We start from the raw sequence: 25,636 nt of genomic DNA on the forward strand, positions 1-25,636 counted from the left end.
CCGCGGCCTTATTGGGGATCCTTGCGCTTTCTGCGGCTGACGCGCATGGCGAGGATCAGGAACAGCAGCAGCACCAGCAGGCTGATGCTGATGGCCGGCACGCTCCACGAGATGTAGCGCCGCCACTCGAAGAAGGCGCTTTCTCCCGCGCCCGGCGGGTGGCTCGCGTCGGGGTTTGCGCTGTCGATCCACGCAACCGGCCCCGCCGCGCCGATGATCGCGATGTTGCCGCGATTCAGCACAAACGGCGCATCGGTCATGCCGGGCTGCTCGCCCAGCGTGTGCCACAGCACGCCCTCCTGGCCGCCCGCGCTGACGACTTCCGCGGTGCTCAGTTGCGTGAGTCCCGAGATGTCCAGCAACGTCGTGTCCTTGCCGGCCACCTGAAGCTGCTTGCGTGCCGTGACCTTGACCGCGGGCTTGGCGCCGTCGACCGGCAGCTCCATCGCCAGGAACGCGCGGGCGGGCTTGACGGCCTGGCCGGCGGGCGACACCGACAGCTCGGCGCGCGTGGCCGACACGCCGCTGGCCGCGGCGATGCCGATGACGCGCTTGATGTTGTCGGGCGCGTCGGCCAGATAGCTGTCCGGAATCAGCACCTGCGGCGACCCCGCCATCAGCGGCAAAAGGCCCACGAAGGTGCCGTCGGGCTGCGCCTTGCCGGGCTTCACGTAGCTGGTCGGCAGCACGTTCACGGGATAGCCCTGCGGAATCTCGTTGCAATCCACCGACACGGGTTGGCGCTGGAAGGTCACGCGCACCGCGTTCGTCACGCCCAGCGCATAGCCCGGCACGCGCGCCGTCAGCCGCTCGGGCCGGCCGTCTGCCTCCAGTTGCTTGGCGCCCAGCAGGATGCCGTTCCAGAAGACGGATGCCACCGGCCGCGTCGACGAGGCCCCGGGCGCCGCCGCCACGTCCATGACCAGTTCATCCGGCACGCGGCCGTCGGTGGTCACGGCGGCCAGCGGAAACGATGCGTTCCAGTCGCCGCGCGCCACCACGTCAAAGCTCGCCGGCGAGCCGCCCAGGGTCGACAGGCGCACGCCGCCATCCTGCATGGACTGCGGGGGGAGGGCGGTCTGCACCTGCACCTGGCGGCTTGCCAGGATGCGGCGCCAGGCCGTGTCAAAGACGCCGGCGCCTTGCGCGCCCGCGTCGGCCGCGACGGCAATCACTGCCTGCCGGCTCAGGGACACCAGGCGGATCTCCTTGGACGCCAGGCCGGCGCCCGCCAGCGGCATGCGCTGCTCGCGCCACGCCTTGAAGGCGTCCGCCGCATCGGGATCGGACGCAAGCTGCGCCTGCAACGCGTCCAGCGCGGCGTTGTATTTCGTGCTCAGCGCAGCATCGGCAATCACCACGTCGCCGGCAACGGCGGGCGCGCCCATCACCAGCAGGGCGCCGATCTCGGCGGGGTTGGCGAGCTTGTGCGTCTCTTTGCCGGCCAGCGCGGCAAATGCCGGTACCTGTCCCAGTCCGGCCGGGGCCTGCAGACCGCGCGTGTCGACCTCCTCGCCCACCGCCGGGAAGGCCCTGACCTCCACACGCTTGCCGCTGCGCTCCATTGCCACGCCCAGGCGCCAGGCGCTGTCGAAGGCCTGTTGGTCCAGCTTGCGGCTGGCGACCATCAGCACGGGCTGGCCGGGCAGCGAGCCCCAGGCATCGTCCAGGCTGTTGATCGCCGACGCGTCATAGCGGTAGCTCAGCCGCGTCTGCGGCGAGATCGTCAGCGCATTGCCCGTGGCGCGGTTGCTTTCACAGTGGCGCAGCGCGATGTCGGACTGCCAGTCCACGCCCACGCGCAGAAAGCCCGAATCGCGCGCGCGGCGTTCCACGGCGAGCGTCCGGCTGGCAGATCCTTCGCCATCGGCGACGCGCTGCGCGGTCTGCGGCACGCCGTCCAGCCACAGCACCATGTTGGTCCGGCCCGGCTCACCCTTCGTGTAGCGCGCGTCGAAGTCCAGCCGCGCGTCCGTGATCGGCACGCCGCGTGGCACCGGCAGATAGAACTCCTGCCGCGCATCGCTGTTGGACAGGACGACGGGCTCCTTGATGCCCAGGTCTTCCAGCGTGGTGCTGCGCGTCACCATGTCGTCGCTTTGCAGCCGGCGCAGCGCGTCGCCGGCCGGACTGGCCAGCGCGGCCAGCGGCATCAGCAGCCCCGCCGCGACCAGGGCGCGGCACAACGTACGGACATCGGTGGCTTGTAAGGAGGAGGGCATGAAAGCTCCAGGCAAGATAGGCATCGCGGCAAAAGGTCAAAGAGGGGAATGGGCGGCAGCGTGGGGAGCGAATTCCGATACGGCGCGGCCGCAGAGCGCATCGACAATGCGCTGGCTGGCCTTGCCGTCGCCGTACGGATTGATCCGCCGCGAGAAGGCGCTGTGCAGCCCGGGGTCATCAAGCAGGCGGTTGACCTCGGTGACGATGCGGCGCGTATCGGTGCCCACCAGCGCCACCGTGCCCGCCCGCACCGCTTCGGGGCGCTCGGTGACGTCGCGCATCACCAGCACGGGCTTGCCCAGATAAGGCGCCTCTTCCTGAACCCCGCCCGAATCGGTCAGGATCAGGTGCGAGCGCTGCATGAACCACACGAAATCCAGGTAATCCAGCGGGTCGATCAAATGCACGTTGGCAAGCCCGGACAGCTCCGCCATCACGACGCCGCGCACCTGGGGATTCAGGTGGACCGGATAAACGATCTGCAGGTCCGCGCGCCGCGCCAGATCCGCCAGCGCCGCGCAGATATTGCGAAAGCCCTCGCCAAAGCTTTCACGCCGGTGGCCCGTCACCAGCAGCAGCCGGCGGTTTGGGTCCAGCCACGCATAGCGCGTTTGCAGCATGCGGGTCAGCGCGCTGCCGGCGGTCAGCTTGGCGCTTGTCATCGCCAGGGCGTCGATCACGGTATTGCCGGTGACGGTGATGCTGCCCGCCAGGTTTTCGCGCAACAGATTGCCGCGCGACTCCGCGGTGGGCGCAAACAGCAGGTCGCCGATCGCGTCGACGACGCGCCGGTTCATTTCCTCGGGAAACGGCATCGCCAGGTTGCCGGTGCGCAGCCCGGCCTCCACATGACCGATGCGCACACGGCGGTGAAACGACGCCAGCGCGCAGGCCGACGCCGTGCTCGTATCGCCATGCACCAGCACGCAGTCCGGCTTCTCCGCCTCCAGCACACCGTCGACGCGATTGATCAGGCGCGCATACAGACCGTTCAACGTCTGGTTGGGCACCATGATGTCCAGGTCGTGCTGCGCCTGCAATTCGAAGAGCGCCAGCACCTGGTCCAGCATTTCCCGATGCTGCCCGGTCACGCAGACCACGCTCTGGATCTGCGGCTCGTTCTGCAACGCGGTGACCAGCGGGGCCATCTTGATGGCTTCGGGCCGCGTTCCGAATATCGACAGGACTTTCATGGCGGTGTGGCCCCCAGCGCCGGTGGCATTTTCGTGCGGCTATTTTGTCTTGAAAACATTCGTAATATGTGTCGAAATATATCAGGCCTCTCGGGCGGCATTCGCTTCGTTCTGAACGGCACCGCGCAATGGCGCTACGGGGAGACACGCGCTTCATGCGGAATTTGGGGTCAAATCAGGCGCGACTGTTACAGCGGCCAAGATAAAGCACGAAACAATAAATTTCCGTTATGAAGGCGAGGCGCTGAACGCACCGCCTCAAGCCCGCGGAAATGCCGCATTGCAAAACAGGGCCGTTGTGCGGATAATCACGAGTAATTCTTATTTAGATTTCCGGGCGTCCCAGGATGGCTCGAGGTCCTTCTACCGCCGTGGCCAGCGACGCGCCGTCCTCACAAATCGAATCCCTTTACGCCCACCATCACGGATGGCTTCATGGGTGGCTGCGCCGTCGCCTGGGCAATTCGTGTGACGCGGCCGACCTGGCGCACGACGCTTTCGTGCGCCTCATTCAGAAGCCGCGCCGCTTCGACAGCGCGCCTGAAGCTCGGGCCTATCTGCGCGCCATGGCCAACGGCATGTGCGTGGACCTGTGGCGGCGCCGTCAGATCGAGCAGATGTGGCTGGAAGAGCTGGCCGCGCGGCCCGAGGCCCTGGCCCCGTCTGCCGAGCATCAGGTCATCGTCATCCAGGCTCTGCTGGAAATCGACGGCATGCTGCGCAGCATGCCGGTCAAAGCCGCCAACGCATTCGTCATGGCGGTCGCCTGCGAGATGTCCGACAAGGAAGTGGCGCAGGAGCTTGGCGTGTCCACCCGGATGGTCCGCAAGTACGTCGCCCAGGCCATGCTGCACTGCCTGATGCTGGAAGCGCGATCCGTGGTTGCGGACTCGCCAACATGACCGCCTTGCAATCCGCCGCCGAGCCCACGCACCAGGCGCTAGAGCAGGCTGCCGAATGGTTTGCGCTGCTGCGCTCCGGCGAGGCTACGGCCGACGAGCGCCGGCGCTGGCAGACCTGGCTTGAACGCGCGCAGGAAAATCGGACCGCGTGGGGCTACGTCGAGCGCATCAGCAGCCAATTCCAACCTGTCCAATCCAGCCCCGGCCGCGACGCCGCCGCCAAGGGCTATTGCGCGGCCAATAGCCGCATGGCCCGGCGGCGTCAGATGTTGTTCGGGCTGGCTGCGCTGGCGGGCACGGGCCTGTCCGGTCTGGCGGCCTGGCGCCTCACGCCCTTGCCCGGCGTGGTGCTGGCCTGGGCGGCCGATCATCGCAGCGCCACCGGCGAGGTTCGCCGCATCGAACTGGCCGACGGGTCCGTCGTCTGGCTCGGCACCGGCAGCGCCTTCGACGTGGATTACAGCGATGGCCTGCGCCGTCTCCGCCTGGTGGCGGGTGAACTGCTGATAGAGACCGCGGCCGATCCCGCACGCCCATTTGTCGTTGATACCCCGCAAGGCAGGGTCCGCGCCCTCGGCACGCGTTTCACGGTGCGGCTGGACGGCGATGAGACCCTGGTGGCGGTCTACAAGGGCGCTGTGGAAGCGCGCACCGCTGCCACGGGCAGCATCCGCGTTGTCCAGACGGGCGAACAGACGCGCTTCACGAACGCCTCGCTGGCCGCCACGCAATCCGCCGACCCCGCGCGCGAAGCGTGGTCGCGCGGCATCCTGGTCACCAACAACACGCCGCTGGCGGACGTTGCCAGCGAACTGCAGCGGTATCGCGGCGGCGTGCTGCGCGTGGCGCCCGAGATTGCCAACCTGCCGGTCATCGGCAGTTATCCGGCCACCGACCCCGACCGGGCGCTGGCCATGCTCGAAGCCGTTCTGCCCATCCGCATCCAGCGGACCTTGCCGTGGTGGATCAGCATTCAGCCAAGAGGCGGTGCGCTCGACAGCCGTTGACGCGATCTTCACCTTTTCCCGCCGTCCGCCCAACCGCGCTGCATCGTGATTCGTGCGGCATCGCAAAAATTTTTCCCCGCCCGGTTCCGCTTTTGAGGTTCTCGTTCGATTCCCCTAATGAGAGCGAATTCAATCGCACGGCTCGTCGATAAACCTCATCGGAACCCAGTTCGTCATGCCCCGTCATTCAGTCCTTGCCGCCCCCCGGCCGCCCCATTCATTCCGCCGTCTCGCGGGCAAATCCCGCCTGACCTGCACGGCGCGTCTCGTGCAATTGGCGATTGCGGGCGGCGTGGCGGTGCTGGCCGTCGACGCGCCGGACGCTGCCGCACAGCCCGCGCCGGCTCAACAATCCGCCGCCGCCGCGACGCGGCACTACGACATTCCCGCTGGCCCGTTGAGCACGGTGCTCGCGCGCTTTGCCAGCGAATCGGGCGTGCTGGTCGCCGGCGCCGGCGAGCTTGCGCAGGGCAAGCAGAGCCCGGGCGTGTCGGGCGACCTGGACCCGCGCGCCGCGTTGAACGCCTTGCTGGCCGGCACCGGCCTGGCCGCGTCACCGGCAGACGGCGGCAGCTATGTGCTGCACCGCGCGCCGCCCGCCGGCGTCGCCACGCTGGCGCCCGTCACCGTGCAAGCCGACGGCTTCGGCGCCACGGAGGGCTCGCACAGCTACGCGATGACCGGCCCCTTGTCCTTCGCGACCGGCCTGCCGCTCACGCAGCGCGAGACGCCGCAGACCATCAGCGTCATGACGCGCCAGCGCATCGAGGACGAGGGCGTCGATAGCATCGAGGCATTGCTGGACCGCACGCCGGGCATATCAGTGCAGAACATCGGCACAGGCCGGTTCTCGGTCCTTTCTCGCGGCTACAACATCGACAACTACCAGTTCGATGGCGTCCTGACCGCGACCGACATCGTGTCGCAGAACATCCCGCAGAGCCAGACGGATCTGGCCATCTATGATCGGGTCGAAGTCCTGCGCGGCGCCACGGGCCTGATGACGGGCGCGGGCGATCCGTCAGGCACCGTCAACCTCATCCGCAAGAAGCCCACGCGCGAATTCCAGGGCTATGCCAGCCTGGGCGCAGGCACCTGGGGGCGGGGCCGCGGCGAGCTGGACGTGGGCGGGCCCATCAACGACGCCGGCACTTTGCGCGGCCGCTTCGTCGCCGCGCACGAGCAGGGCAACACGCATATCGACTACTACAAGGAAAACAAGACCGTTTTCTACGGCGTGCTGGAGGCCGACCTCACGCCGAACACGCTGCTCACGGCGGGACTGGACTACCAGAACAACGATCCGCGCGGACAGTCGTCGACCGGACTGCCGCTCTTTTACTCTGACGGTCAGCAGACCGATTTCAAAGCGTCCGACAACGCCGGGGCGCGCTGGAACACCGACGAACTCACGGTCTACAACGCCTTCCTCAACCTCGAGCACAAGTTCGCCAACGACTGGAAGCTCAAGTTTTCGGGCAACTACCTCCACGGTAAACGCGAGTTTTCGTCGGCCGACGCCAGTTGGGGTTTCGTCGAACGCAACACGGGCGACGGCGTGCAGTTCTACGGCGGCCTGGGTAGCGCCCGCCAGCGCCAGACCGGGTTCGACGTGCAGGCGGCCGGGCCATTCGAATTGTGGGGACGACAGCACGAGTTCGTCGTGGGCATGAACTGGGCGGAGTTCAATAACTATCACGAACCCGCCGACGACGACATCGAAGGCCGCGACGTCAACATCTATAGCTGGGGCAACGACACCGCGGGGCCGACCGTCTCAGGCCAGAAGCTCATGGACTATGACGGCTGGCAAAAGCAGCAGGGCGTCTATTCCGCGCTGCGCCTGAAACCCACCGACGACCTCGCGGTCATCGTGGGCGCGCGCGTCAGCAACTACCGCTACAAGCTCTCGCAGATCTACGCGTCGCCCGCGCTGGCGCGGAACAACAAGATCACCGAGATGAGCGAAAGCGGCGTCGTCACTCCCTACGCCGGCGTCGTCTACGACCTGAACGACCAGCATTCCGTCTACGCCAGCTACACCAGCATCTTCAAGCCGCAAAGCGCCCGCGACCGCAACGGCAACGTGCTGGACCCGCGCACCGGCGACAACTACGAAATCGGCTTGAAGAGCGACTACTTCGGTGGCCGCCTGAGCAGCGCCATCGCGCTTTATCAGATCCGCCAGGACAACCTGGCCGAAGTAGACCAAGGCCAGTTCGTGCCCGGCACCGTGCGGGAACCGGCCTACCGCGCCGTCAGCGGCGCCAAGACATCGGGCCTGGATGTCGAGTTCAACGGCGAACTGGCCCCCGGCTGGCAAGCTGCGCTGAGCTACAGCTACAGCATCACCAAGGACGGGGAGGGCGCGACCATCCGCACCATCTTCCCGCGCCACATGGCCAAGCTGTGGACCACCTACCGCCTGCCCGGCGACTGGCATCGCCTGACGGTGGGCGGCGGCGTCAACTGGCAAAGCCGCATCTACTACAGCGCCACCACCTGGTCCCTGCCGGGCGTCACCCTCAAGGGCGAGCAGCCCGCCTACGCCGTCGCCAACCTGATGGCGCGCTACGACTTCAACCGTCAGCTTTCGGCCACGCTGAACCTGAACAACGTGTTCGACAAGAAATACCTGCAGGGCCTGGACACGACCTTCTACACCGGCATCTACGCGCCCACGCGCCACGCCATGCTGACGTTGAAGTACCAGTTCTGAAGGGTGGGGCGGGGCAGGCTGACGCGGGCAGCCCAATGCGAGTAAGGTACGGGGAAGGCCTTATCGCCCGGCACGCCGGCCTGTGCCGCCAGCAGGAACCTGAACACCATGAAGATTCATCACGCAGCGCTGCGCCTCGTCCTCGCCGGGGCAGCCATCGCGTCCCTCGCCGCCTGCGCGAATACGCCGCAGCAATCGCGAAGCAACGTGGACTACCGCAGCCGGCCGCTGGATTCGCCGGCGCCGTCGAACGCCAACGCCAACCCGTCGGGCCAGCGCCTGACGATTCAATCCGGCGAGGGCGAACGCCTGAACCTGCCCTGGTTCATCGAGGGCGCGCAGGATTGGGTCAACCGGCAGTGATCCAGACGAAAAAAATCCTCAAGGGTCTGCACCCTTGAGGATTTTTGATTTGTGCCGTTAGTCATATCGTGGCGAGAATTCAAACATAAACTGGCCGTTTGTTAGTGGCGCACCGTACGGCACACGGCGAAGCGTGCTTATGATGAAAAAGCATAAGTCAGCCCACTGGCACGGAATCAAGCGTAAGGTGGCCAAACTGCGCGTCATGAAATTTCCCTATGAAATACGCAGGGTTTTCGAACGCGTCCCATCGCCGCCTCGTATGCATTGTTCGGCCAATACGAGATACGGGGTGCACCAGGGATGGCTGCGCCAGGTACTCAGGAAGAAGAGCGACGGCGAGTAGCGAGCAATTTACGGCCGCCCCAGCCGATGAAAAGCCAATCTTTTCACTCTTGCGTCGCGTTGTCGCCATCGCCAGTGTCATCGACCTCACGACGCTGCGCCAGCGGCACGTATCGTTCGAGAGGCGTTTTCCACCCAAGGAAGAAATCCAAGGGATTGTGTGTGCCGACGAATTCACGAGCGAGTCCTAGCCGGAGTAGTACCGCCTGACGATCGGCCTCGGGCAGGGCAGTTGCACGATCTTCGATACCCTGAAAAAACTGTTCCAGACTGAAGGCCTTTGCCCAGGCTTGAATGACTTGCTCAAGTTCGTCGCGGCTATCTTTGATGGACTGAGCTTCACGACGCTGGTCTTCCTCTTGCCGGCGGCGCTTTTCTGCCGCGAGCCATTCCTGTTCGCGTATTTCCGCCTGCCGTTTCGCTTCCGCCAACTTCTCCGTGACGGTTGCGATCGAGCTCTTGAGAGTTTTGATGATTCGGGGGATATCTGACGCTAGGCTGTGCGTCTTGGTTTCCTGGAATGTCGTTGACCACGAGATGTTCCACTGCGGTGCATAGACAACTAGTCTCAGTCGGCCGGACGGCAGGTCATGGGTGCTCGTCCAAGTATGGTCGACGTGGCGTCTGGATGCTTTGGGCGCTACATAATCTGATTCGCGGACGTACTTACCGTTGACGTACCGCACGGCGACAGACTCGGTCATCTCCACAATGGAAAGCCCAAAGGCGAGTGCGTCGACGTAGACGACAGTAGGGCGCTGGGGAGACCACAGGCGACTGTAACCATAAGGATCGTGTTTGTGGCCCTTCGGTGGTGGCTCTTCCTTTTCGTAGACGGATTCGCGGCGAAGCTTCGCATCAGGAGGCGCGATGACCACTCGATAGCCTGCTGATTCCAATGCATTAAACAAGTCGTTTGCGAAGCCGAGAGCCTTGTCGATCCCGGTGTTGGACGCGGTGACGTCGACCAGCAACTTCTTATACGGCTTGAGATGTTCGCTTTCTTTCACCTCGCGACCGGCAAGAAAAAGCTCCTTCGCGCCAAGGATTAAGCTGTGGGTGCCAGTGATGCGGCGGATGGGACGCGGAGCACGGGCTCGAGGTTCGGTTGCCGGATGAGGCTTCGGCACGGGCAGCGTTGGAAGTCCATCTTTGTGCGACCACGCCATCTGATCACCTGGCCGCGGTTCAGGAAGTGATGGCGCCTTTTCTGCCTTGCCGACCGCCAGCTTCGCCCAGTAACCACGTTCTGGACGAGGGACGCGCAGCTCAGTGCATATACGTGCCAAATAACTGCTCGAAACCTGAAACTTGTCGGCCACCTTGGTCATTGGGATTGACCAGACCAGATCATAGAGTTCTTCCCGGGTAACCACGCCAGTTTCCACCGTCATCATTCCTAATCCAGTGAGGCCGGGAGTCGGCTCCATGGCCTGATCCCGTGATCAGCGGGCAGTGGCATCGCAATCACGTGATTGCTGCATCGGCGCCCGCGGCTGACACCGTTCACACATTGCCAATTTCACACTCGACACGCCAATGGTCATATCGCCCTGTGAGGTTTCACCCACCATATTGTAGTGATTGGGCACGCTGCTGGAGTTCACCAGGGGCTACTGGCTTAACCGTACTCGCAGCTTTTCAAGCACTGCCACAAGTTCGGTATCAGAAGCTTCATATGGATGGGAAAAGCTCTCAATGCAAATCCATTGAGCGTGCTGCCCAGGGTGTACGTACGCCTCAAAGTCGTCGACAAGCAGGCAATTCTCAACAGCAGCATTGCGGATCAGCGCCAGATCTTTGGTGGCGCCCGTCCACGACACGTACTCAAGTTGGGCAAACCAAGCTGGGGCGGCACGCTCCTGTATGAGCACGCTAGCGATTGCGCGAAATCGTGTCTCGTTTACCGTGGTGAACATTACGATGCGAGGGAACTGCTCTCGGCAACCCTCAAGAAAGTTGAAAAGCCCGGGACGCGGAATTTGGCTCACCGCGTTCGAGATGAGCGTGCCTTCCAAATCGAGCGCTAATACGGAAAGGCGTGGCATGGGCAGGATAGTCCAGGACGAAAGACGTTAAGACAGTTGTAGAGGCGGGCGGAGCAGGCTATCGAATCACAGAGGCCGTCGCGAAAAGAGGGGCGATGTAGATCGGCGGCGGAGAGACGGCGTCAGCGACTCCAGCGTGATCCATGTGCCGACGTTGTCTTTTTCGGTTCAGGGGCCGAACGTACAGAATCGCTAGCGGCATGGCGGCGTAGGCGATCCACATAAGATAGGCCGTCTTGCCGGCTGTCTGACCTCAATCATTAGAATCATGAACTTACTGAAGCTCTGCCTGGATGACAGCGAGAGCCTCTCGCATTTGATCGGTCGCGGTCAATAGTCTTGATACGGCGCTCCAATACTCGGCCCCTAAGTCGCCATCCTGTTTGGCCAACTCGTTGATCACTCGCTTCGCGAGCGTCAGGTCCACGTACTCGAGGGCTGAAAAGGTTTCAACACCTTGTTGAGCCGCCCTGCGCTCGATCAGCCAAGATCTAAGGGCGGCCTCCGCGATCGTGCCCCCGGATGCGTGGTGTCCACCGATGTTGCCGGCGTATCCCTCTGGCGTTTGGACGACGTCAGCCTTGTTAACGCTAACGATCTCGGCTCCAAGTTCTTCAAGTACCGCTGCGACGTCGCGAAGTTGGACCACCTCGGGTCCTTCACTGATCACATGTACCGTGCCATTCTCTGGGTCCACATAGGCGAGAGCTTTGTCTCCAAGGCTGAGAGCATGAACCTCTCTGGCTTCCAAAGCCGCGCAAAGCAAGGACGCTCCGCGTAGCCGGCTTGGCCACTGAGTCGGCCGCGCGACGAGACCATCTGCTACGAGTCGATTGCCCCCCTGCCGATTCGGTATCTCTGTCAGCCCGGCTAAGGCTTTCCGGATACTGGCTAACAATGTTGAAGACTCACGCACACGAAGCCTCATGGATCCGTTAATCGGTCTTGTCTGAGTGTAAATGCGAGAGGGGTAAGTCGCGAAATGCGATTTACCCTCAGTGTCAATGCCTTCGATTTTCGTATGCAGAGCGATGGCCTCGTCATCGGGTAGCATCCCTTCGCCTCGATCCGCAGCGCGCGGCCGTCGGGGCGATTGAGACGTTGGTAGCCGGTCGCTGGGCCGACGCCCAGTCGCTCACCCAGCGTCTCGATGCGGCGCGAGCTTTGTCCCGGCGTCGCCACGGAAGTTGGAGCCGGTCATGGCAGCGATGAGCGTCTTACCCCGCGCGAAAAACTGCCCGAGCTGCAAGCCGAGCTTGTCGCACGGTCGCGCCCATATGCGGTGAAAAGGTTTTCCCCGGTTGCAGCTTTGACTCTACTAGGGCCACCTTCGGGCTGTCTGGAAGCGACGCTAGTAGGGTCATCATCTCCGCAGCGCTGAAGTAAGTACGCTTCTCGGGTAATGCAAAACTACTGCGCCCTATTAAAGGAGACTCGCGGATAGAAATGCGTTGACCCTAGTTGAGTCGATGCTGGAAGCCAAACGCGTTGCATGTAACGGTACCTCAGCGCAAAATTACACCTAACGCGACCACGAGGTTGTTCATGAAGATCAACGCCCGAGTGCAAAAGCACAGAGACGCGCGACGCATGGCAGGGTTGCGCCCCGTGCAAATTTGGGTGCCTGACACCCGGCGACCGGGGTTTGTCGAGGAATGCCGGCGTCAAAGCCTTGCGATAGCCTCGTCTGACAAGGCCGACAAGCAGTTGGAGCGCCTAATGGATGAGGCCGCTGCCGACGTGGTTCGCTGGACGAAATGATGGCGTATTAGAGTATGGGCGGAACGCTGATATTGTTGCAATGCAGGGTGATTTCAGCGAACCCCGGCCAGCGCTTACGATCCAGGCCGAGCCATTCGGCGATCACCCTAGCGTATGGGTATTGCCGGTGATAGGTGCAGCGGACCAGACGGCTCGCTCCAGAGCGAACGCTCATATGTCCCGCCAACTATCTCGAACCGGGACCAGGTCCAGAAAAATAAAGACGTCCCGCTAGCACGACGGCACACCAGCAATTCGGCGGAGCGCGGGCCTATACAAGGATGCCTAAGACGCCAACGCGCTAGTTATCCTCATCACGCGAATAGTCGGGCCCGACCGTGCCAACGTCAAAGTCGATTTGTTCCATCCCGACAGTGATCTCGGTGACTTCATCGAGCGACTGCGCCAACCTGTGCGCCGCAGAATATTCAAAATACAGCGTGAGCACCAAGATTCAGCGTGATCCACAGCTCGGCTGTCACATCGGCGGTGCTCTCCGCGCACGTACATCCAATGACGTTGGCGATTGTCCCCTCACCCTACACGGGAAGCTGAAACGCGAAGCTACCGCTAGGTTTGACTGTAAGGATTCTCTTGGGCCATGTGAGTTTGCGGCACAGCGAAGCAACAAAGCGCTTCATGTCGCTCTCAAGTCCACTGCGAGAACGGCCGTATCAAACGTTAGCAGGAAGTTGTAATATGCGCTTACTTGGCATTGATCTTGTAGATGGTGTTGGTTGTGAACAAAAGGCGAAGGTCTTTTAGTCCAAGCCGCGAGATCGCCCCAAACCACAATTGCACCTGGAGAGAGCGGACGTGAGCGAATATTGTTATTTTTCCACTGATGCCCAAGATTACGCGAGTCGCTGCGGCCTAAAACAAGTAATTGAAGACTACGCCGAAGCCAATCAAAAGCAGACCTATGTGCTTCGAGCGCCACTCTCAAAAAATGATGCATCTTACGACTACGACGATGCAATCGTGATATTTTCGTCCGGGCTTTTGCCGTGCTTTGTGAATTTGGGAAGCGACGAAATCGAGTTTGAAGGATATGTAGAAGACTTCATTGATGATATTTCGTTTTTATCGGAAAAATTCAAGTATCGCGAGAAAATTGGCCGAAAAAAACACTGGGAAAGCCTATTTAAGACAGCTAACGCAAAATCATTGGACCTTTCTAGTCTTATTACTGAGCATGCCGCCACTCGGCGAATTGTTGATCTTCTGACTTCATTGGTGGTGGGTAGTATTAATGACATGAATCGGATCAATCTTGAGGCAAGCTCTCTACTTGACATAATAAAGTCTAAGATCATCTTGTTCGATACGGATCAAACTTCATTTGTTTTTCGCTCTGCGGGAAGCAAAACATATGCAATCCAGGGCTTAGCGGGATCGGGAAAGACGGAGCTGCTGCTACACAAGTTAAAGGAGATTTATTCCAAGGAGCCTGATGCACGGATTGCATTCACATGCTTCAATAAAATTTTAGCTCACTCCATGAGAAGCCGAATTCCCGAATTTTTCGACTTTATGAGAGTGGACCGTCAAATTGAATGGAATTCAAAGCTTTTCTGCTTTCATGCTTGGGGCTCGGGCAAGGTCAGCTCTTCCGGAATGTATAGGTACATCTGTCATTTCTACGGCATAAGCTTTGGGAACATGTATGGTGGGACGTTTGACGCTCATTGCACACGAGCGATTAGCGACATCAGAGCCCTGCCAGGAGAACGGAAATTCGCATTCGACTATGTGCTCATTGATGAGAGCCAAGATTTCGCACCCAGCTTCGTGCAGTTGTGCGAACTTGTTACAGCGACTCGTGTTTTTGTGGCTGGAGACGTGTTCCAGAATATTTTTCAGCCCATTGACAAGGATAGTGTGAGTCGGGCCGATATGGTTTTAAAGAAATGTTATCGCACCGACCCTAGCAATCTAATGTTTTCGCATGCGCTCGGTATGGGGCTTTTTGAAAATCCAGTTCTCCGGTGGCTTAAGCCGGAGGAATGGGATGCGTGCGGTTATAGTTATGAAGAAGAGAATGGACGTGCGATTGTGGCGCGAGACCCACTTCGCAGATTTGAAGACATTCCACAAGACTTCAAGAGCACGACTATTCATTCGCTGGAGGGGGCAGATCCGTCCAAAGCACTTGTCCAAGTCATAATGGACATCAGGGACCAACACCCTACGGCCAAGCAGGGCGATTTCGCGATTATATTCATAGATTCCGAGAAATATATTTACGATCTGGTTCCCGCGCTAAGCAATAGAATATTGCGGGATCTCGGCTGGGAATCAAATATATCCTATGAATCCAAAACTAATGATCCCACAAAGCTATTTATCTCGAATATCAACAATGCGAAGGGTTTAGAATTTCCCTTTGTAATATGCTTTGCCAAGGATCTTAAGGCGCAAGCGGCATTTCGAAATGCGCTCTACACCATGATGGCGAGATCCTTCTTGGAGAGCCATCTTGTATTGGGAAACAGGGCGGATGCGAATGTCGTCGCGCAGGTTAGTGCTGGCTTGGATTTTATGCTGAGCCATGGATACATGGATATTCGGGTTCCAACTGACGATGAGCTTTTGCAGCAGAACAGCTTCGTCATATTGGAACAGCAGCGATCCTTGGAAGAAATTGTTCGCGATTATTGTTTGGAACGTAACGCGAGTGCGAGGTTGACAGCCAAACTGATTAGCCGGATCAACATAATCGTAGGAAACGAAGATTATGACGAGAATTATATAATCGATATGCTCAATGTCGAATATGAACGGAATGTTGTTCTATGAGCGCATTCTTCTTTGCTGGCATTCCTGAATATCAGCTTAGAGCGTTTCGTGCAGTCAGGAGTGCGTTTGACAATCTTAGCAATGTACTTACTCTTGCGGAAATTTTGAATACCTGCGCTCACTGTCGAGAGAACGCTGATGAGAATTCGTTCGATGTGGCAATTTTTACAGGGAATTACGCCAGAGCTCTTGTCCGTACGCCGGGAGGGTATTTCTCGATGGCGATTCCATTTCAGTTAGTAGAAACTGGAGGGCAAGTTTCCTTCGTTTCGGACCGACTGAGCGAAGAAATTTCCGGTAGGGTAATTTCAGTTTTCAGGAATGCCATCAACACAGCCGAAGTAATCAGCTTTTCTCATGAGGATATTATTCTTTCTCTTTGTGAGAACTTTGGTTTGGAGGTCAGTGAAGCGCTCCTCTATGTTGATGCGTTCATGGAACTAATGTCAGACGATCATGGGTATTTGCGATTTGACGACGATCCAGTCAATGAGAATGGTCAAATACACCCACGTTATCACTTCGACTTCTTTTTTAAGAATTCGACAAGTATCAAGATCGGCGCGGAGTCCAAAGTTGACATCGGTTGCTTTTACGCGTTGTTTGATAAGACCTTGCCGAAGCGATTTATGCGATAGTGGAGAGAAAGAAATTGTTTTAGTGAATTCATAAGCATTCCGGTTGAGTAAAAATCGACCGATAAGGGTCTAGAGCGGGTTACCGGGGATTTACGGCATCGGCGGGCTGCTGACCAATGACTGAGGATGGCGAGATGCGTTCAGGCATATTCAGATGCCAACCGAAACGGCTTGGTTGATTGAGCTTGGTGGTAATGATCATGCAACCCGTTCTTCGCCCAACCGCTCAGCCTGCATCAAAATCAGTTCAACGGCGGAATCCGCCATGTCAGGCGGGTACTTGTATTTGCGCAAGATCCGCTTGACCATGAGACGCAGACTTGCCCGCACGCTTTCGCGTTTCGACCAATCAACGGTGATGTTCTTGCGCAGGTTTTCTGTAAGTTCGTGCGCAATTTTCTTTAGCGTCTCGTCGGTTAACTCGCGAACGGCGGATTCGTTGTTGGCTAGGGCGTCATAGAAACGGATTTCATCGTCGTTGAGTCCTAGTTCTTCCCCGCGCTGAGCCGCTTCCCGGAACTTTTTGGCCATGTCGACCAGTTCTTCCATCACCTGAGCTGTTTCGATACTGCGATTCTGGTAGCGCGTGATGACGTTGCCCAGCATCTCGGAGAACTTGTTCTGCTGCACCAAATTGCTGGCGAACTTGCTTTTGATTTCTCCTTCCAGCAAGCGCTCAAGCAGCTCGACGGCCAGGTTACGCTCCGGCAGGTTGCGCACCTGGGCCAGAAATTCATCATCCAAGAGGCCAATGTTGGGCTTTTCCAGGCCCACGGCATCAAAGATGTCGACCACGCTTTCGCTAACCACGGCCTGATTGATGATCTGACGGATGGCGGCTTCGCGCTGCTCGTCGGTTTTCTTCTGCGTGCTGATTTCACGCTTGGTCAGTATGACCTTGACGGCCTGAATGAACGCCACTTCGTCGCGTAGCGCCTTGGCCTCATCCAGTGTGCAGCACAGGGAGAATGCTTTGCTCAGAGCTAGCGTGTTGTCGGCGAATCGCTTCTTGCCGTCCAGCTTGGCGTCCTTGTCGCTCGCGGGCGGGCGTAGCGACAAGATATGGTTTGCTGCGCCCGCCAGAATCTTGTGGCCGCCAGTCTTGAAGCCTGAGTAATTGAAGCCGTGCATCATGCCGCGCAGCACGTCGAGCTTCTCCAGCAGCACGGCGAAGGCTTCGTGGGCATCGACCGTGGGTTTGCCCCGGCCCTTGCTCGCGGTGTACTCCTTCATCGCGGCCTTGAGCTCATTGCCGATGCCGATGTAGTCGACCACCAAGCCGCCTTGCTTGTCCCGGAAGACTCGGTTCACGCGGGCAATGGCCTGCATGAGGTTGTGGCCCTTCATAGGCTTGTCGATGTACATGGTGTGCACACAAGGCGCGTCAAAGCCTGTCAGCCACATGTCGCGCACGATGACCAGTCGCAATGGGTCATTGGGATCTTTGAAGCGCTTCTCTAGCCGTTTCTTGACCTGTCCGCTGTAGATGTGCGGGCGCAGCAAGGCTTTGTCGCTCGCGCTGCCCGTCATGATGACCTTGATAGCGCCTTTTTCAGGGTCTTCGTCGTGCCAGTCGGGACGCAGCTTGATGATTTCGTTATAGAGGTGCACGCAGATGTCGCGGCTCATTGCGACCACCATGGCTTTGCCATCCTGGGCCTTGTTGCGCTCTTCGAAGTGCTCGACGACGTCGGCAGCCACGCTTGCAATGCGCGGCTCGGCGCCCACGACTTTTTCCAGGGCTGCCCATCTCGACTTCAGGCGAGCTTGATTCTGTTCTTCTTCGTCTTCGGCTAGTTCGTCGACCTCTTCATCCAGAGACGACAGATCGGCTTCCTTGAGCTTGAGCTTGGCTAGGCGCGACTCGTAGTAGATGGCCACGGTGGCACCATCCTCTTTGGCCTGCTGCATGTCGTAGACATGGATGTAATCGCCGAAGACGGCGCGCGTGTCGCGATCGGTGCTGCTTACTGGTGTGCCCGTGAAAGCCACAAAGGTGGCGTTGGGCAGCGCATCCCGCAAGTGCTGCGCGTAACCCGCCTGATAGGTGACCGTGGGTTCTGCGACCGCCAACGCCGTAGCCAGGTAATTGTCCCGGTCATCGTTCGCAGCCAGTTGACTATATTCGTTGGTGCTGAAGGATTTGCTTTTGCGAGTCTTGAGCTTGGCTTCGAAACCGTACTGCGTGCGGTGGGCCTCGTCCGCAATCACAACGATATTGCCGCGGTTCGAGAGGACCGGGAAGGTGTCCTCATCTTCCCCAGGCATGAACTTCTGGATGGTAGCGAAGAGGATGCCGCCTGAAGGACGATTGGTCAGCAACCTACGTAGGTCCTGACGCGTATCAGCCTTTACCGGCTGTTCGCGCAGGAGGTCTTGCGACAGGCTGAATACCCCGAACAACTGGCCGTCCAAGTCATTGCGGTCGGTGATGACTACAACCGTGGGGTTTTGCATGGCCGGCTCCTGCATCACGCGGGCAGCAAAGCAGGTCATGGTGATGCTCTTGCCGCTTCCCTGCGTGTGCCAAACTACGCCGCCTTTGCGGAGTTGGCTTGCGCCGGCCTGTAGCTGTGATGCCTCGACCACGTGCTGGATGGCCAACCGCACAGCGTGATACTGGTGGTAGCCGGCAATCTTCTTGATAAGGGCGCCGTCGTCCTCAAACAGGACGAAGTGGCGCAGATAGTCCAGCACGTAAGCAGGCGCGAGCAGACCGCGCACGAGCGTCTCCAGCTCGTTGAACTTCCCTAATGGGTCAAGCTCTACGCCATCAATCGTGCGCCATTGCATGAAGCGCTCGGCGTTGGCAGACAGTGACCCATACCGGGCTTCGCTACCGTCGGAGACGACCAGAATCTCGTTGTACTCGAAAACGTCTGGAATCTGTGCTTTGTATGTCTGAATCTGGTCGTAGGCCTTCCAGATGTCGGCATTCTCATTGACCGTGTTCTTGAGCTCAATCAGCACCAGCGGCAAACCGTTAATGAACAGGATGATGTCCGGTCGTCGCGTATGGTGCGGGCCCTTGATGGTGAACTGGCTGACCGCCCAGAATTCATTGTTTTGCGGGTTCGCCCAATCTACCAGCCTCACGAAGTCGCCGCGGGTTTCGCCATCCTTTTGAAATTGGACGTTCACGCCGCTGGTTAGCAGCTTGTGAAATAGGCGGTTGGCAGCCAACTGAACAGGAGTGTCGAGGTTCTCGACTTGCTTGAACGCATCATCACGCGCGGAAGCTGGAATGTGCGGATTCAGGCGGCCGATGGCGGCCCGCAGGCGCTCGGGCAGAATGACTTGTGCGTAGCCAGTGCGCTCTGGGTCCGGTCCATCGTGAGCGATGTCCGGACCGCTGCGAACTATGTAGCCTACCTCGGCAAGCCAGCTCAAGGTTTCCTGTTCGAGTTGGTTTTCGGTCATGACAACGCGTTCTCTACTTGTTCTTGGGCTTTGGGGAGGCGCAATTGGCCTGAGATAAGACGGGGGAGCAGAGTATCGCGAACCGACGAGAGAGTCTGAGCTCGCCTTTCGTTGTGGTCGACACTTTGACGTAATAAGTTTGCCGTTGCGTCGAAGGCCTTGAGCACGGCAGAGGGAATATCAGGCACCTTTAGTCGATAGACATTCTCTCGATTTAGGCCTGGCACAGCAGCATCCGTATTCATGTCATGCAGGCCCAGTGTTTTCAGTAACTGATAGCAGTACGTCATGGGTCGCTTTGCCTTTACATAGAACACAGTATCGATCGGGAAGAACGGGCGGCTCTCCCAGTAAAGGCTGCCGACAGTGCCTTTCCTTCCAACAATGATAGACGGACTTGTGCATAGCGCTGAGTCGTGCCAGCCTGTGACGCCTCCAGAGCCATAAACGGGTACGGCGCCCGCATTTCGATTATCGGCTTTCAGCGCTTTACCATAGGCTAGTTCGAGGAATGAATCCAAGCGGATTGGTAGCCACCCTCGCGGAACACTCCCCAACTCAGACTCTTCAAATGAGTCAGGAAACAGCGCCGCTGTCTCTTCATCCATCCCTTCAGGCTGGCGGCCTTCCATTTTGGCGCGCACCGGGTCAAAGTCCACGAACCAGGACTTGAAGATGGCTTGGGCGATGGATTCGAGGGTTTTGTTGGTTTCGCGTAGGAGGGTGATTCGGTCGTCGAGAGACTTCAATAAGTCAGCGGCCTGCCGTTGAAAATCAAAGGGTGGCAAGCTCAGTTCAATTCTTCTTAGCTCGCTTTGTTTAATGCCAAGCACCGTTGTGCCGGTTGCACGGGCTCTTAGCTTCTCTTGCAACTCTTCCGACTGTAGAAGATATAAAAGATAGGTGCTGTCTAAGACGCCAGACTTGCCCCTTAAAGTCACCACACGTTGGGCAAGCGCTATTTTTTCGCGTCCAAGCTGAGCGACCTCACCTAGTGGAGCTTCAACTGTCAGAACCACATCTCCCGCCTGTGGTATGCCTCTTCGCATCCAAGAATCGTATTTCTCAGGCGCAATGAACTCGGTCGGCGTCTCGATTCTTCCGGATTTAATAATCTTTGCGGTGATCAGTGGAATGCCAAATCTGGTCTTTTCTGGCGTCTTCCCGCGGTAATCAATAAGCGCATCTAAACAATCTTCCAGGGGAAGTGTCTGCCACTCAGAACTCATACCCCAGCCCCCCCAACCTCTGCCGAATCAACGCATCCAGTTCCGCGCCCTTGGCCATTTGCTCGCCCAGCTTTTCAGTCAGCTTCTGCATCTTCTCGGCAAACGCTTCGTCGTCGTCCTCAACCTCCGCAGCACCAACATAGCGCCCTGGCGTCAGGACGTGCCCGTGCTGAGCGACTTCGGCTAACGGCACGCTGCGACAGAACCCTGCCACGTCTTCATACTCTGTGATGCTGGCGCCGTCCTCGACCTCACCCCTCCATGCGGCCACGGTTTCTGCAATCCGAGCAATGGCTGCATCATCCAGTTCGGCTTGCACGCGAGAAATCATCTTCCCCAGCTTGCGAGCGTCGATAAAGAGCACTTCGCCCTTGCGTTTCTTCTGCTTGGCGAGGAACCACAGGCAGGCCGGGATCTGTGTGTTGAAGAACAATTGTGGAGGCAGCGCCACCATCACCTCCACCACGTCAGAATCAACCATGGCGGCGCGAATGACGCCCTCGTTGTTCTGGCTGGAGCTCATCGAGCCGTTGGCCAGCACGATGCCTGCGCGACCCGTAGGCTTCAGGTGATGCAGCATGTGCTGTAGCCAGGCGTAGTTGGCATTACCGTGGGGCGGGTCGCCATACTCCCAGCGGGCATCGCCCTCCAGGCTGCCGTGCCACCAGTCGCTGATATTGAACGGCGGGTTGGCCAGGACGAAGTCGGCGCGTAGATCGGGATGCTGATTGCGGGTGAAGGTGTCAGCCGGCTCCTTGCCCAGATTGAAGTCGATACCCCGAATCGCCAAGTTCATGGCCGCCAAGCGCCAAGTGGTGGGGTTGGACTCTTGCCCATAGATGGACACGTCGCCAATCTTGCCGCCGTGCACTTCGATAAATTTCTCTGACTGCACGAACATGCCGCCCGAGCCGCAGCAGGGGTCATACACTTGGCCCTTGTGCGGGGCGAGGACAGCCACCAAGGTCTTGACGATGCTGGCAGGCGTGTAGAACTGACCTCCTTTCTTACCTTCGGCGCTGGCAAACTGACCCAGGAAGTATTCATACACCTGACCCAAGATGTCTCGGGCTGCGTTGGCATCGCTGCCGAACCCGATGGTGGACACGAGGTCCACGAGTTCGCCTAGCTTGCCGTCGGGAAGCTGAGCACGGCCATAGCGTTTGTCCAGAATGCCCTTGAGCTTGGGATTTTCCGCCTCAATGGCAGTCAGGGCATCATCGATGCGCTTGCCGATGTCGGGCTGCTTGGCGCCTGCTCGCAGGCTTTCCCAACGAGCGGCTTCGGGCACCCAGAAAGTGTTGGCCGCAGCGTAGTAGTCGCGATCTTCCAGCTCGGCAGTCAGGTCATCATCGCTAGCACCGGGAAAGTGGAACTCGTCGTTCTCGTCGGCGAAGCGTACACGCAGTTCGGCTTGGCGTGCCGCGAAGGCATCTGAGATGTACTTCAGAAATATCAGGCCCAACACCAAATGCTTGTATTCGGCGGCGTCCATATTTGCGCGCAGTTTGTCCGCCGCAGACCATAGTGTTCTCTTGATATCGTCGATCATTGATATGTAACTTTTTGCATAAAGCTGTCAGCCTGGGAAAATAGCACAACGTGACGTTGCGCACAGGGTCGACTTTCAGTAAGGTAGGCCCGAGCCCTCCCCGGGCTTGCTGTGCCAAGAACTGCCAACAATGCTGAGCATTTCCTCTCCATAGAGGATAGGTGCCCTATTTATGAAAGGGTTTGCTATCTGGAGAGGGCGATGTGGTTGCATACGCGGTGCCGCAGTTCACTCTTCTGTCTTTCGCCTTCGGGGTTCCCGACGTCGCATGACCAGACGTTGCGCCGCGAGGGCCTCGCGCGCGAGCCGAGCCTCTCTGCCGGCGGGAGACACCTCGAGATCCCTGATGTTGAGCGTCTCTACCCCCAGCGCTTTCAAGCAAGCCAGCAGAAATCCCGCCTGAAACCGCCTGCGGTTCACCTTCCGATTCAAGCTACCCGCGCTTTCTCGGATTCCCAACGTGGCCAATCGGGCGGAGAGCTCAGCGTAGGTCACTTTTCTGCGCTTCATCTCTCTTACCAACACCTGCTCGGCGCAGATCTCGAACTCCTCGCGCGCTTCGGACTGGCGCAAGGGCGCTGGTTTGAGGGCATGTGTCATTGGGAGGCTGAGCAAGTACGGCGCGTGGACGCAAGACCAGCAATTGTAAATCAGTCATTTAAGTCTGATTCTTGGGTTTTGAGCGCCGGATTTCCTACATGGTCATATGGGAACTTGGAGTCCGACCATGTTGGATAAGGCACAACTTGTAGAGCTTTTCGACCATCTGGGTACGCCCAAGGCTGGTCGCCGTCTCGTTGAAAAGGCACGCGGCGAGGCTCCCGTGCGTGAGGTGAAATCGAGAGGGGGCAACGTCCTTACCGTTCTGGCTAGCCAGAAGATGGATCGGGACATCCGCACGGAAAGTCGCCACATCGAGTTCGCCGCTGCGGTCAACCATGAGCATCACCTCGGCGTGCTGGAGTACTACCCCCAGCCTTGTAAGCTTGATCTGGAGCTCGTTGAGACAGCCACCGGAGAGGTTCACCGGATTCACCACTTCCCAGATTTTTTAGTGATCCGGGAGCGCGGCATCACTCTGGAAGAGTGGAAGTCAGATGTGAAGCTGGCTCGGTTGGCCGAGAAATACCCGTACCGTTACGAGAAGGACGATGACGGCCATTGGCGCGCCCCTCAGATCGAGCGGCAACTTGCTGACCTTGGCATCCGCTACCGAATCCTCACCGATGAGTCTATTCCCCGCCGAAGGGTAGAAAACCTCCTGCACTTGGCGGACTACTTACACCCCGCGGCGGAGCCATGCGACGAGCATGAGCTGTTGCGTCTCCGCGCCGCCTTGGCCGAGCACGGCAGCCTCTATCTCAGCGAGCTGATGCAGGAGCCGTATCGATTCTCTCCGGATTTTCTATACAAGGCGGTAGCAGATCAGCATGTCATGGCCGATCTCGACCGTGAAGCATTGACGAACCCGCGTGCGAGTCGGCTATTCCGCGACGCTACGTTACGGGACTTCATGGCGCGGGATGTGCCCGTAGGGAGGGTTCCCGGGCAGGAGGCGTTTGTGTTGAACGTCGCTGAAGGCTCGCGCTTTCGGTATGACGGGCAAGAGCTGACGGTTTCTTTGGTCAGCGAGAGGGAGGTGGTCTGCACGATTGGGGCGGGCGGGTGCAGGACTACGTCGCTAGCCCGAGGTTGGCTGACTACTGCCTTTGAGAATGGGCAGCTCGTGCCTCTAGACGGGGGCGCTCAGATTTCGTTGGATCTTACCCGGTACACCCAGGACCAACTGGACGATGCTCTGCGCCGTGACGCAATCCTGAAAGGGGACGTTAAGAACTCGCTGGCCAGTGAACGTACGCAGCGGCGCTGGCGTGGACAGCAGCAGGCTGTGGCTGCCAACGGCGGCAATGAAATCCTGGCACTGGTACCTCGGCACCATGCCAAGGGGAATCGTTCGCCCCGGCTGTCCGATGAGCAAGAGGCGCTGCTTGGCCAGATAATCCAGCAGCATTGGCGCAGCCATGAAGCCATCAACTACAAGTCTTGCTATCGGACACTCTGCGTGACCTTCGAGGCGGCAGACCTTAAGGTGCCGTCCTATCCCACCTTGATCGCCAGAATCAAGGACCGTGAAACTTCCCATGATCAGCGCATTCGGCACGGGAAGCGCATGGCCTATCAGCACGGCGAATTCGTGGATGTCCTGTATGTCGATACGCCGGTGCATGGAAGCAGGCCTTTCCAGTATGTCCATATCGATCATACGCAACTCGACATCGAACTCGTGTCCAGCCGCACTGGTAAACCTCTCGGCAGGCCTTGGTTCACGCTGGTGGTCGATGCCTTTTCGCGCCGGGTCCTTGCCATCCACCTTACGTTCGACGCACCTTCGTACCACTCAGTGATGATGGCGATGAGGGATTTGGTGCGCAGGTTTGGGCGACTTCCCGAATTCGTCGTGGTCGACAACGGACGAGATTTCCAGTCGACCGCCTTCGAATCTTTCTTGCAGGTGATGGGCGTGCATCTGCGCTTTCGCCCGGCTGGGCAGCCCCGTCATGGGGCGGTATTGGAGCGGCTGTTTGGCCGCGTGCATAGCGAATACGTCCACAACCTTGCTGGCAACACCAAGGCAACGAAGAACGTGCGTATGACGACCGGGAAGCACCTGCCCGTGAACTTTGCCGAATGGACCTTGGAATCCATGTATCACGGTCTGGAGCATTGGGCGACCGAGTACTACGAACAGGAGCGCCATCCGGCGCTGGATTGCAGCCCGCGTGAGATGTTTCAACGAGGCGTCAAGGACAGCGGCGCGCGGCCGCAACGCCAGATTCTCTTCAATCGGGACTTCCTGATTGCGACGTGTCCGCCCGTCGACCGAGAAGGCATTCGCCTCGTCAACAATCAACGCGGGGTGAAGGTCAACGGGATGTTCTATTGGAACCCGGAGTTCCGGAATCCACGAGTGGCCAGCCAGCGCGTGCCCGTGCGATACGACCCTTGGGATGCTGGCTCTGTCTATGTCCGCATCAATAACAGTCAGTGGGTTCAGGCAATCTGCCGCAACTTGGCTCGTTTGGGCCAGTTGACTGATGCGGAGCTCCGATCCATGACGCAGGAGTACCTGCATCGTAGCGGCGCGACCCTGGATGATGATCGAGCCGCCCAGCGGCTGCGTGAGTTCATGCAGACGTTCACGCCTGAAGGGGCAACCGCCGCCGCAATAGATCGCCAACGAGAGAACAAGGCACTCTACAACGAACTCTTGCAGCTCGGCTGCATCACACCCGCTAGCTCGAAGTACAAGCTTGGCCTCCAGGAAACATCAGGCATCGACGTACCGATGCCCATCAGGTCAGAACCACTCAACCTTTCCGGAACGCTGGCCGAGGCACCAGCGCCGGAGATTCTTCCCGATTTCGATACGTTCTGAG

Annotated in this window: 20 protein-coding genes; 8 read left to right on the forward strand and 12 right to left on the reverse strand. The window is 59.1% G+C overall.

Annotation, left to right across the window (positions count from 1 at the left end; translation table 11 throughout):
* Positions 1–8: 8 nt before the first annotated feature.
* Complete coding sequence (locus tag CLM73_RS07225; protein ID WP_105237902.1) at positions 9–2,222, reverse strand: cellulose biosynthesis cyclic di-GMP-binding regulatory protein BcsB; 2,214 nt, start codon at positions 2,220–2,222, stop codon at positions 9–11.
* A gap of 36 nt (positions 2,223–2,258) precedes the next feature.
* Positions 2,259–3,416 (reverse strand): non-hydrolyzing UDP-N-acetylglucosamine 2-epimerase, encoded by a 1,158-nt coding sequence (wecB, locus tag CLM73_RS07230; protein WP_105237903.1) that lies wholly within the window; start codon positions 3,414–3,416, stop codon positions 2,259–2,261.
* Between the two features lie 347 nt (positions 3,417–3,763).
* Between wecB and CLM73_RS07235 the strand changes: the two genes are divergently transcribed.
* The 3 genes from CLM73_RS07235 to CLM73_RS07245 all read left to right on the forward strand — a co-directional run bounded on the left by CLM73_RS07235 (position 3,764) and on the right by CLM73_RS07245 (position 8,044).
* The gene (locus CLM73_RS07235; protein ID WP_105237904.1) at positions 3,764–4,318 is read left to right on the forward strand and encodes a sigma-70 family RNA polymerase sigma factor; all 555 of its coding nucleotides are present in this window, start codon (positions 3,764–3,766) and stop codon (positions 4,316–4,318) included.
* Positions 4,315–5,325 carry a FecR domain-containing protein gene (locus tag CLM73_RS07240; protein ID WP_105237905.1) on the forward strand — a complete coding sequence of 337 codons (1,011 nt, stop codon included), beginning with the start codon at positions 4,315–4,317 and terminating at the stop codon, positions 5,323–5,325. The genes CLM73_RS07235 and CLM73_RS07240 overlap by 4 nt, the downstream gene beginning before the upstream one ends.
* A gap of 268 nt (positions 5,326–5,593) precedes the next feature.
* On the forward strand, positions 5,594–8,044 hold the full coding sequence (locus CLM73_RS07245; RefSeq protein ID WP_234015822.1) for a TonB-dependent siderophore receptor: 2,451 nt from the start codon (positions 5,594–5,596) through the stop codon (positions 8,042–8,044).
* Here the strand turns inward: CLM73_RS07245 and CLM73_RS28840 are convergent.
* Positions 7,996–8,154, reverse strand: a complete 159-nt coding sequence (locus CLM73_RS28840; RefSeq protein WP_158685831.1) for a hypothetical protein — start codon at positions 8,152–8,154, stop codon at positions 7,996–7,998. The genes CLM73_RS07245 and CLM73_RS28840 overlap by 49 nt on opposite strands.
* Between CLM73_RS28840 and CLM73_RS07250 the strand changes: the two genes are divergently transcribed.
* Positions 8,153–8,407 (forward strand): hypothetical protein, encoded by a 255-nt coding sequence (locus tag CLM73_RS07250; protein WP_105237907.1) that lies wholly within the window; start codon positions 8,153–8,155, stop codon positions 8,405–8,407. The genes CLM73_RS28840 and CLM73_RS07250 overlap by 2 nt on opposite strands.
* Before the next feature lie 389 nt (positions 8,408–8,796).
* Here the strand turns inward: CLM73_RS07250 and CLM73_RS07255 are convergent, their stop codons facing one another.
* The 3 genes from CLM73_RS07255 to CLM73_RS07265 form a co-directional block, all read right to left on the reverse strand.
* On the reverse strand, positions 8,797–10,182 hold the full coding sequence (locus tag CLM73_RS07255) for a hypothetical protein (protein WP_158685832.1): 1,386 nt from the start codon (positions 10,180–10,182) through the stop codon (positions 8,797–8,799).
* A 183-nt stretch (positions 10,183–10,365) separates the two neighbouring features.
* Positions 10,366–10,800, reverse strand: coding sequence for an NIF family HAD-type phosphatase (locus CLM73_RS07260; protein ID WP_105237909.1), 435 nt, complete (start codon positions 10,798–10,800; stop codon positions 10,366–10,368).
* 274 nt (positions 10,801–11,074) lie between these two features.
* A complete protein-coding gene (locus CLM73_RS07265; RefSeq protein ID WP_158685833.1) occupies positions 11,075–11,551 on the reverse strand; it encodes a hypothetical protein in 477 nt (158 codons plus the stop codon).
* A gap of 794 nt (positions 11,552–12,345) precedes the next feature.
* Between CLM73_RS07265 and CLM73_RS07270 the strand changes: the two genes are divergently transcribed.
* Positions 12,346–12,561: an antitoxin MazE family protein gene (locus CLM73_RS07270; RefSeq protein ID WP_105237911.1), complete on the forward strand. Its 216-nt coding sequence runs from the start codon at positions 12,346–12,348 to the stop codon at positions 12,559–12,561.
* Positions 12,562–12,862: 301 nt separating this feature from the next.
* Here CLM73_RS07270 and CLM73_RS28845 read toward each other — a convergent pair whose 3' ends face one another.
* Positions 12,863–13,012, reverse strand: a complete 150-nt coding sequence (locus CLM73_RS28845) for a hypothetical protein (RefSeq protein WP_158685834.1) — start codon at positions 13,010–13,012, stop codon at positions 12,863–12,865.
* A 365-nt stretch (positions 13,013–13,377) separates the two neighbouring features.
* Here CLM73_RS28845 and CLM73_RS07275 point away from each other — a divergent pair, with 365 nt between their 5' ends.
* Together CLM73_RS07275 and CLM73_RS07280 are read left to right on the forward strand one after the other, a co-directional pair.
* On the forward strand, positions 13,378–15,360 hold the full coding sequence (locus CLM73_RS07275) for a DEAD/DEAH box helicase (protein WP_105237912.1): 1,983 nt from the start codon (positions 13,378–13,380) through the stop codon (positions 15,358–15,360).
* Positions 15,357–15,998 carry a hypothetical protein gene (locus CLM73_RS07280; RefSeq protein WP_105237913.1) on the forward strand — a complete coding sequence of 214 codons (642 nt, stop codon included), beginning with the start codon at positions 15,357–15,359 and terminating at the stop codon, positions 15,996–15,998. Before CLM73_RS07275 ends, CLM73_RS07280 begins: the two co-directional genes overlap by 4 nt.
* 79 nt (positions 15,999–16,077) lie before the next feature.
* On the opposite strand, the gene CLM73_RS29305 is transcribed toward CLM73_RS07280, so the two are convergent.
* The 5 genes from CLM73_RS29305 to CLM73_RS29215 all read right to left on the reverse strand — a co-directional run bounded on the left by CLM73_RS29305 (position 16,078) and on the right by CLM73_RS29215 (position 22,799).
* On the reverse strand, positions 16,078–16,200 hold the full coding sequence (locus CLM73_RS29305) for a hypothetical protein (protein WP_267896120.1): 123 nt from the start codon (positions 16,198–16,200) through the stop codon (positions 16,078–16,080).
* On the reverse strand, positions 16,197–19,418 hold the full coding sequence (locus tag CLM73_RS07285) for a type I restriction endonuclease subunit R (protein ID WP_105237914.1): 3,222 nt from the start codon (positions 19,416–19,418) through the stop codon (positions 16,197–16,199). Before CLM73_RS07285 ends, CLM73_RS29305 begins: the two co-directional genes overlap by 4 nt.
* Positions 19,415–20,647, reverse strand: a complete 1,233-nt coding sequence (locus CLM73_RS07290) for a restriction endonuclease subunit S (RefSeq protein WP_105237915.1) — start codon at positions 20,645–20,647, stop codon at positions 19,415–19,417. Before CLM73_RS07290 ends, CLM73_RS07285 begins: the two co-directional genes overlap by 4 nt.
* Positions 20,637–22,199 (reverse strand): type I restriction-modification system subunit M, encoded by a 1,563-nt coding sequence (locus tag CLM73_RS07295; RefSeq protein WP_105237916.1) that lies wholly within the window; start codon positions 22,197–22,199, stop codon positions 20,637–20,639. Before CLM73_RS07295 ends, CLM73_RS07290 begins: the two co-directional genes overlap by 11 nt.
* A gap of 228 nt (positions 22,200–22,427) precedes the next feature.
* The gene (locus tag CLM73_RS29215; RefSeq protein WP_325048253.1) at positions 22,428–22,799 is read right to left on the reverse strand and encodes a DUF6471 domain-containing protein; all 372 of its coding nucleotides are present in this window, start codon (positions 22,797–22,799) and stop codon (positions 22,428–22,430) included.
* Between the two features lie 127 nt (positions 22,800–22,926).
* Here CLM73_RS29215 and CLM73_RS07305 point away from each other — a divergent pair, with 127 nt between their 5' ends.
* On the forward strand, positions 22,927–25,635 hold the full coding sequence (locus CLM73_RS07305) for a DDE-type integrase/transposase/recombinase (protein ID WP_105237917.1): 2,709 nt from the start codon (positions 22,927–22,929) through the stop codon (positions 25,633–25,635).
* Position 25,636: the final 1 nt, after the last annotated feature.

Origin of the sequence: Achromobacter spanius (genome assembly GCF_002966795.1) — a bacterium.
In the GTDB taxonomy this organism is placed as follows: Bacteria; Pseudomonadota; Gammaproteobacteria; order Burkholderiales; family Burkholderiaceae_B; genus Achromobacter; species Achromobacter spanius_D.

Excerpts from the sequence above, each read along its gene's own strand:
- CLM73_RS07295 (WP_105237916.1), bottom strand. The coding sequence starts at position 22,199 with ATGATCGACGATATCAAGAGAACACTATGGTCTGCGGCGGACAAACTG.
- CLM73_RS29215 (WP_325048253.1), bottom strand. The coding sequence starts at position 22,799 with ATGACACATGCCCTCAAACCAGCGCCCTTGCGCCAGTCCGAAGCGCGC.
- CLM73_RS07235 (WP_105237904.1), top strand. The coding sequence starts at position 3,764 with ATGGCTCGAGGTCCTTCTACCGCCGTGGCCAGCGACGCGCCGTCCTCA.
- wecB (WP_105237903.1), bottom strand. The coding sequence starts at position 3,416 with ATGAAAGTCCTGTCGATATTCGGAACGCGGCCCGAAGCCATCAAGATG.
- CLM73_RS07240 (WP_105237905.1), top strand. The coding sequence starts at position 4,315 with ATGACCGCCTTGCAATCCGCCGCCGAGCCCACGCACCAGGCGCTAGAG.
- CLM73_RS28840 (WP_158685831.1), bottom strand. The coding sequence starts at position 8,154 with ATGGTGTTCAGGTTCCTGCTGGCGGCACAGGCCGGCGTGCCGGGCGAT.
- CLM73_RS07255 (WP_158685832.1), bottom strand. The coding sequence starts at position 10,182 with ATGGAGCCGACTCCCGGCCTCACTGGATTAGGAATGATGACGGTGGAA.
- CLM73_RS07270 (WP_105237911.1), top strand. The coding sequence starts at position 12,346 with ATGAAGATCAACGCCCGAGTGCAAAAGCACAGAGACGCGCGACGCATG.
- CLM73_RS07280 (WP_105237913.1), top strand. The coding sequence starts at position 15,357 with ATGAGCGCATTCTTCTTTGCTGGCATTCCTGAATATCAGCTTAGAGCG.
- CLM73_RS07250 (WP_105237907.1), top strand. The coding sequence starts at position 8,153 with ATGAAGATTCATCACGCAGCGCTGCGCCTCGTCCTCGCCGGGGCAGCC.
- CLM73_RS07225 (WP_105237902.1), bottom strand. The coding sequence starts at position 2,222 with ATGCCCTCCTCCTTACAAGCCACCGATGTCCGTACGTTGTGCCGCGCC.
- CLM73_RS07305 (WP_105237917.1), top strand. The coding sequence starts at position 22,927 with ATGTTGGATAAGGCACAACTTGTAGAGCTTTTCGACCATCTGGGTACG.
- CLM73_RS29305 (WP_267896120.1), bottom strand. The coding sequence starts at position 16,200 with ATGATCATTACCACCAAGCTCAATCAACCAAGCCGTTTCGGTTGGCAT.
- CLM73_RS07260 (WP_105237909.1), bottom strand. The coding sequence starts at position 10,800 with ATGCCACGCCTTTCCGTATTAGCGCTCGATTTGGAAGGCACGCTCATC.
- CLM73_RS07285 (WP_105237914.1), bottom strand. The coding sequence starts at position 19,418 with ATGACCGAAAACCAACTCGAACAGGAAACCTTGAGCTGGCTTGCCGAG.
- CLM73_RS07290 (WP_105237915.1), bottom strand. The coding sequence starts at position 20,647 with ATGAGTTCTGAGTGGCAGACACTTCCCCTGGAAGATTGTTTAGATGCG.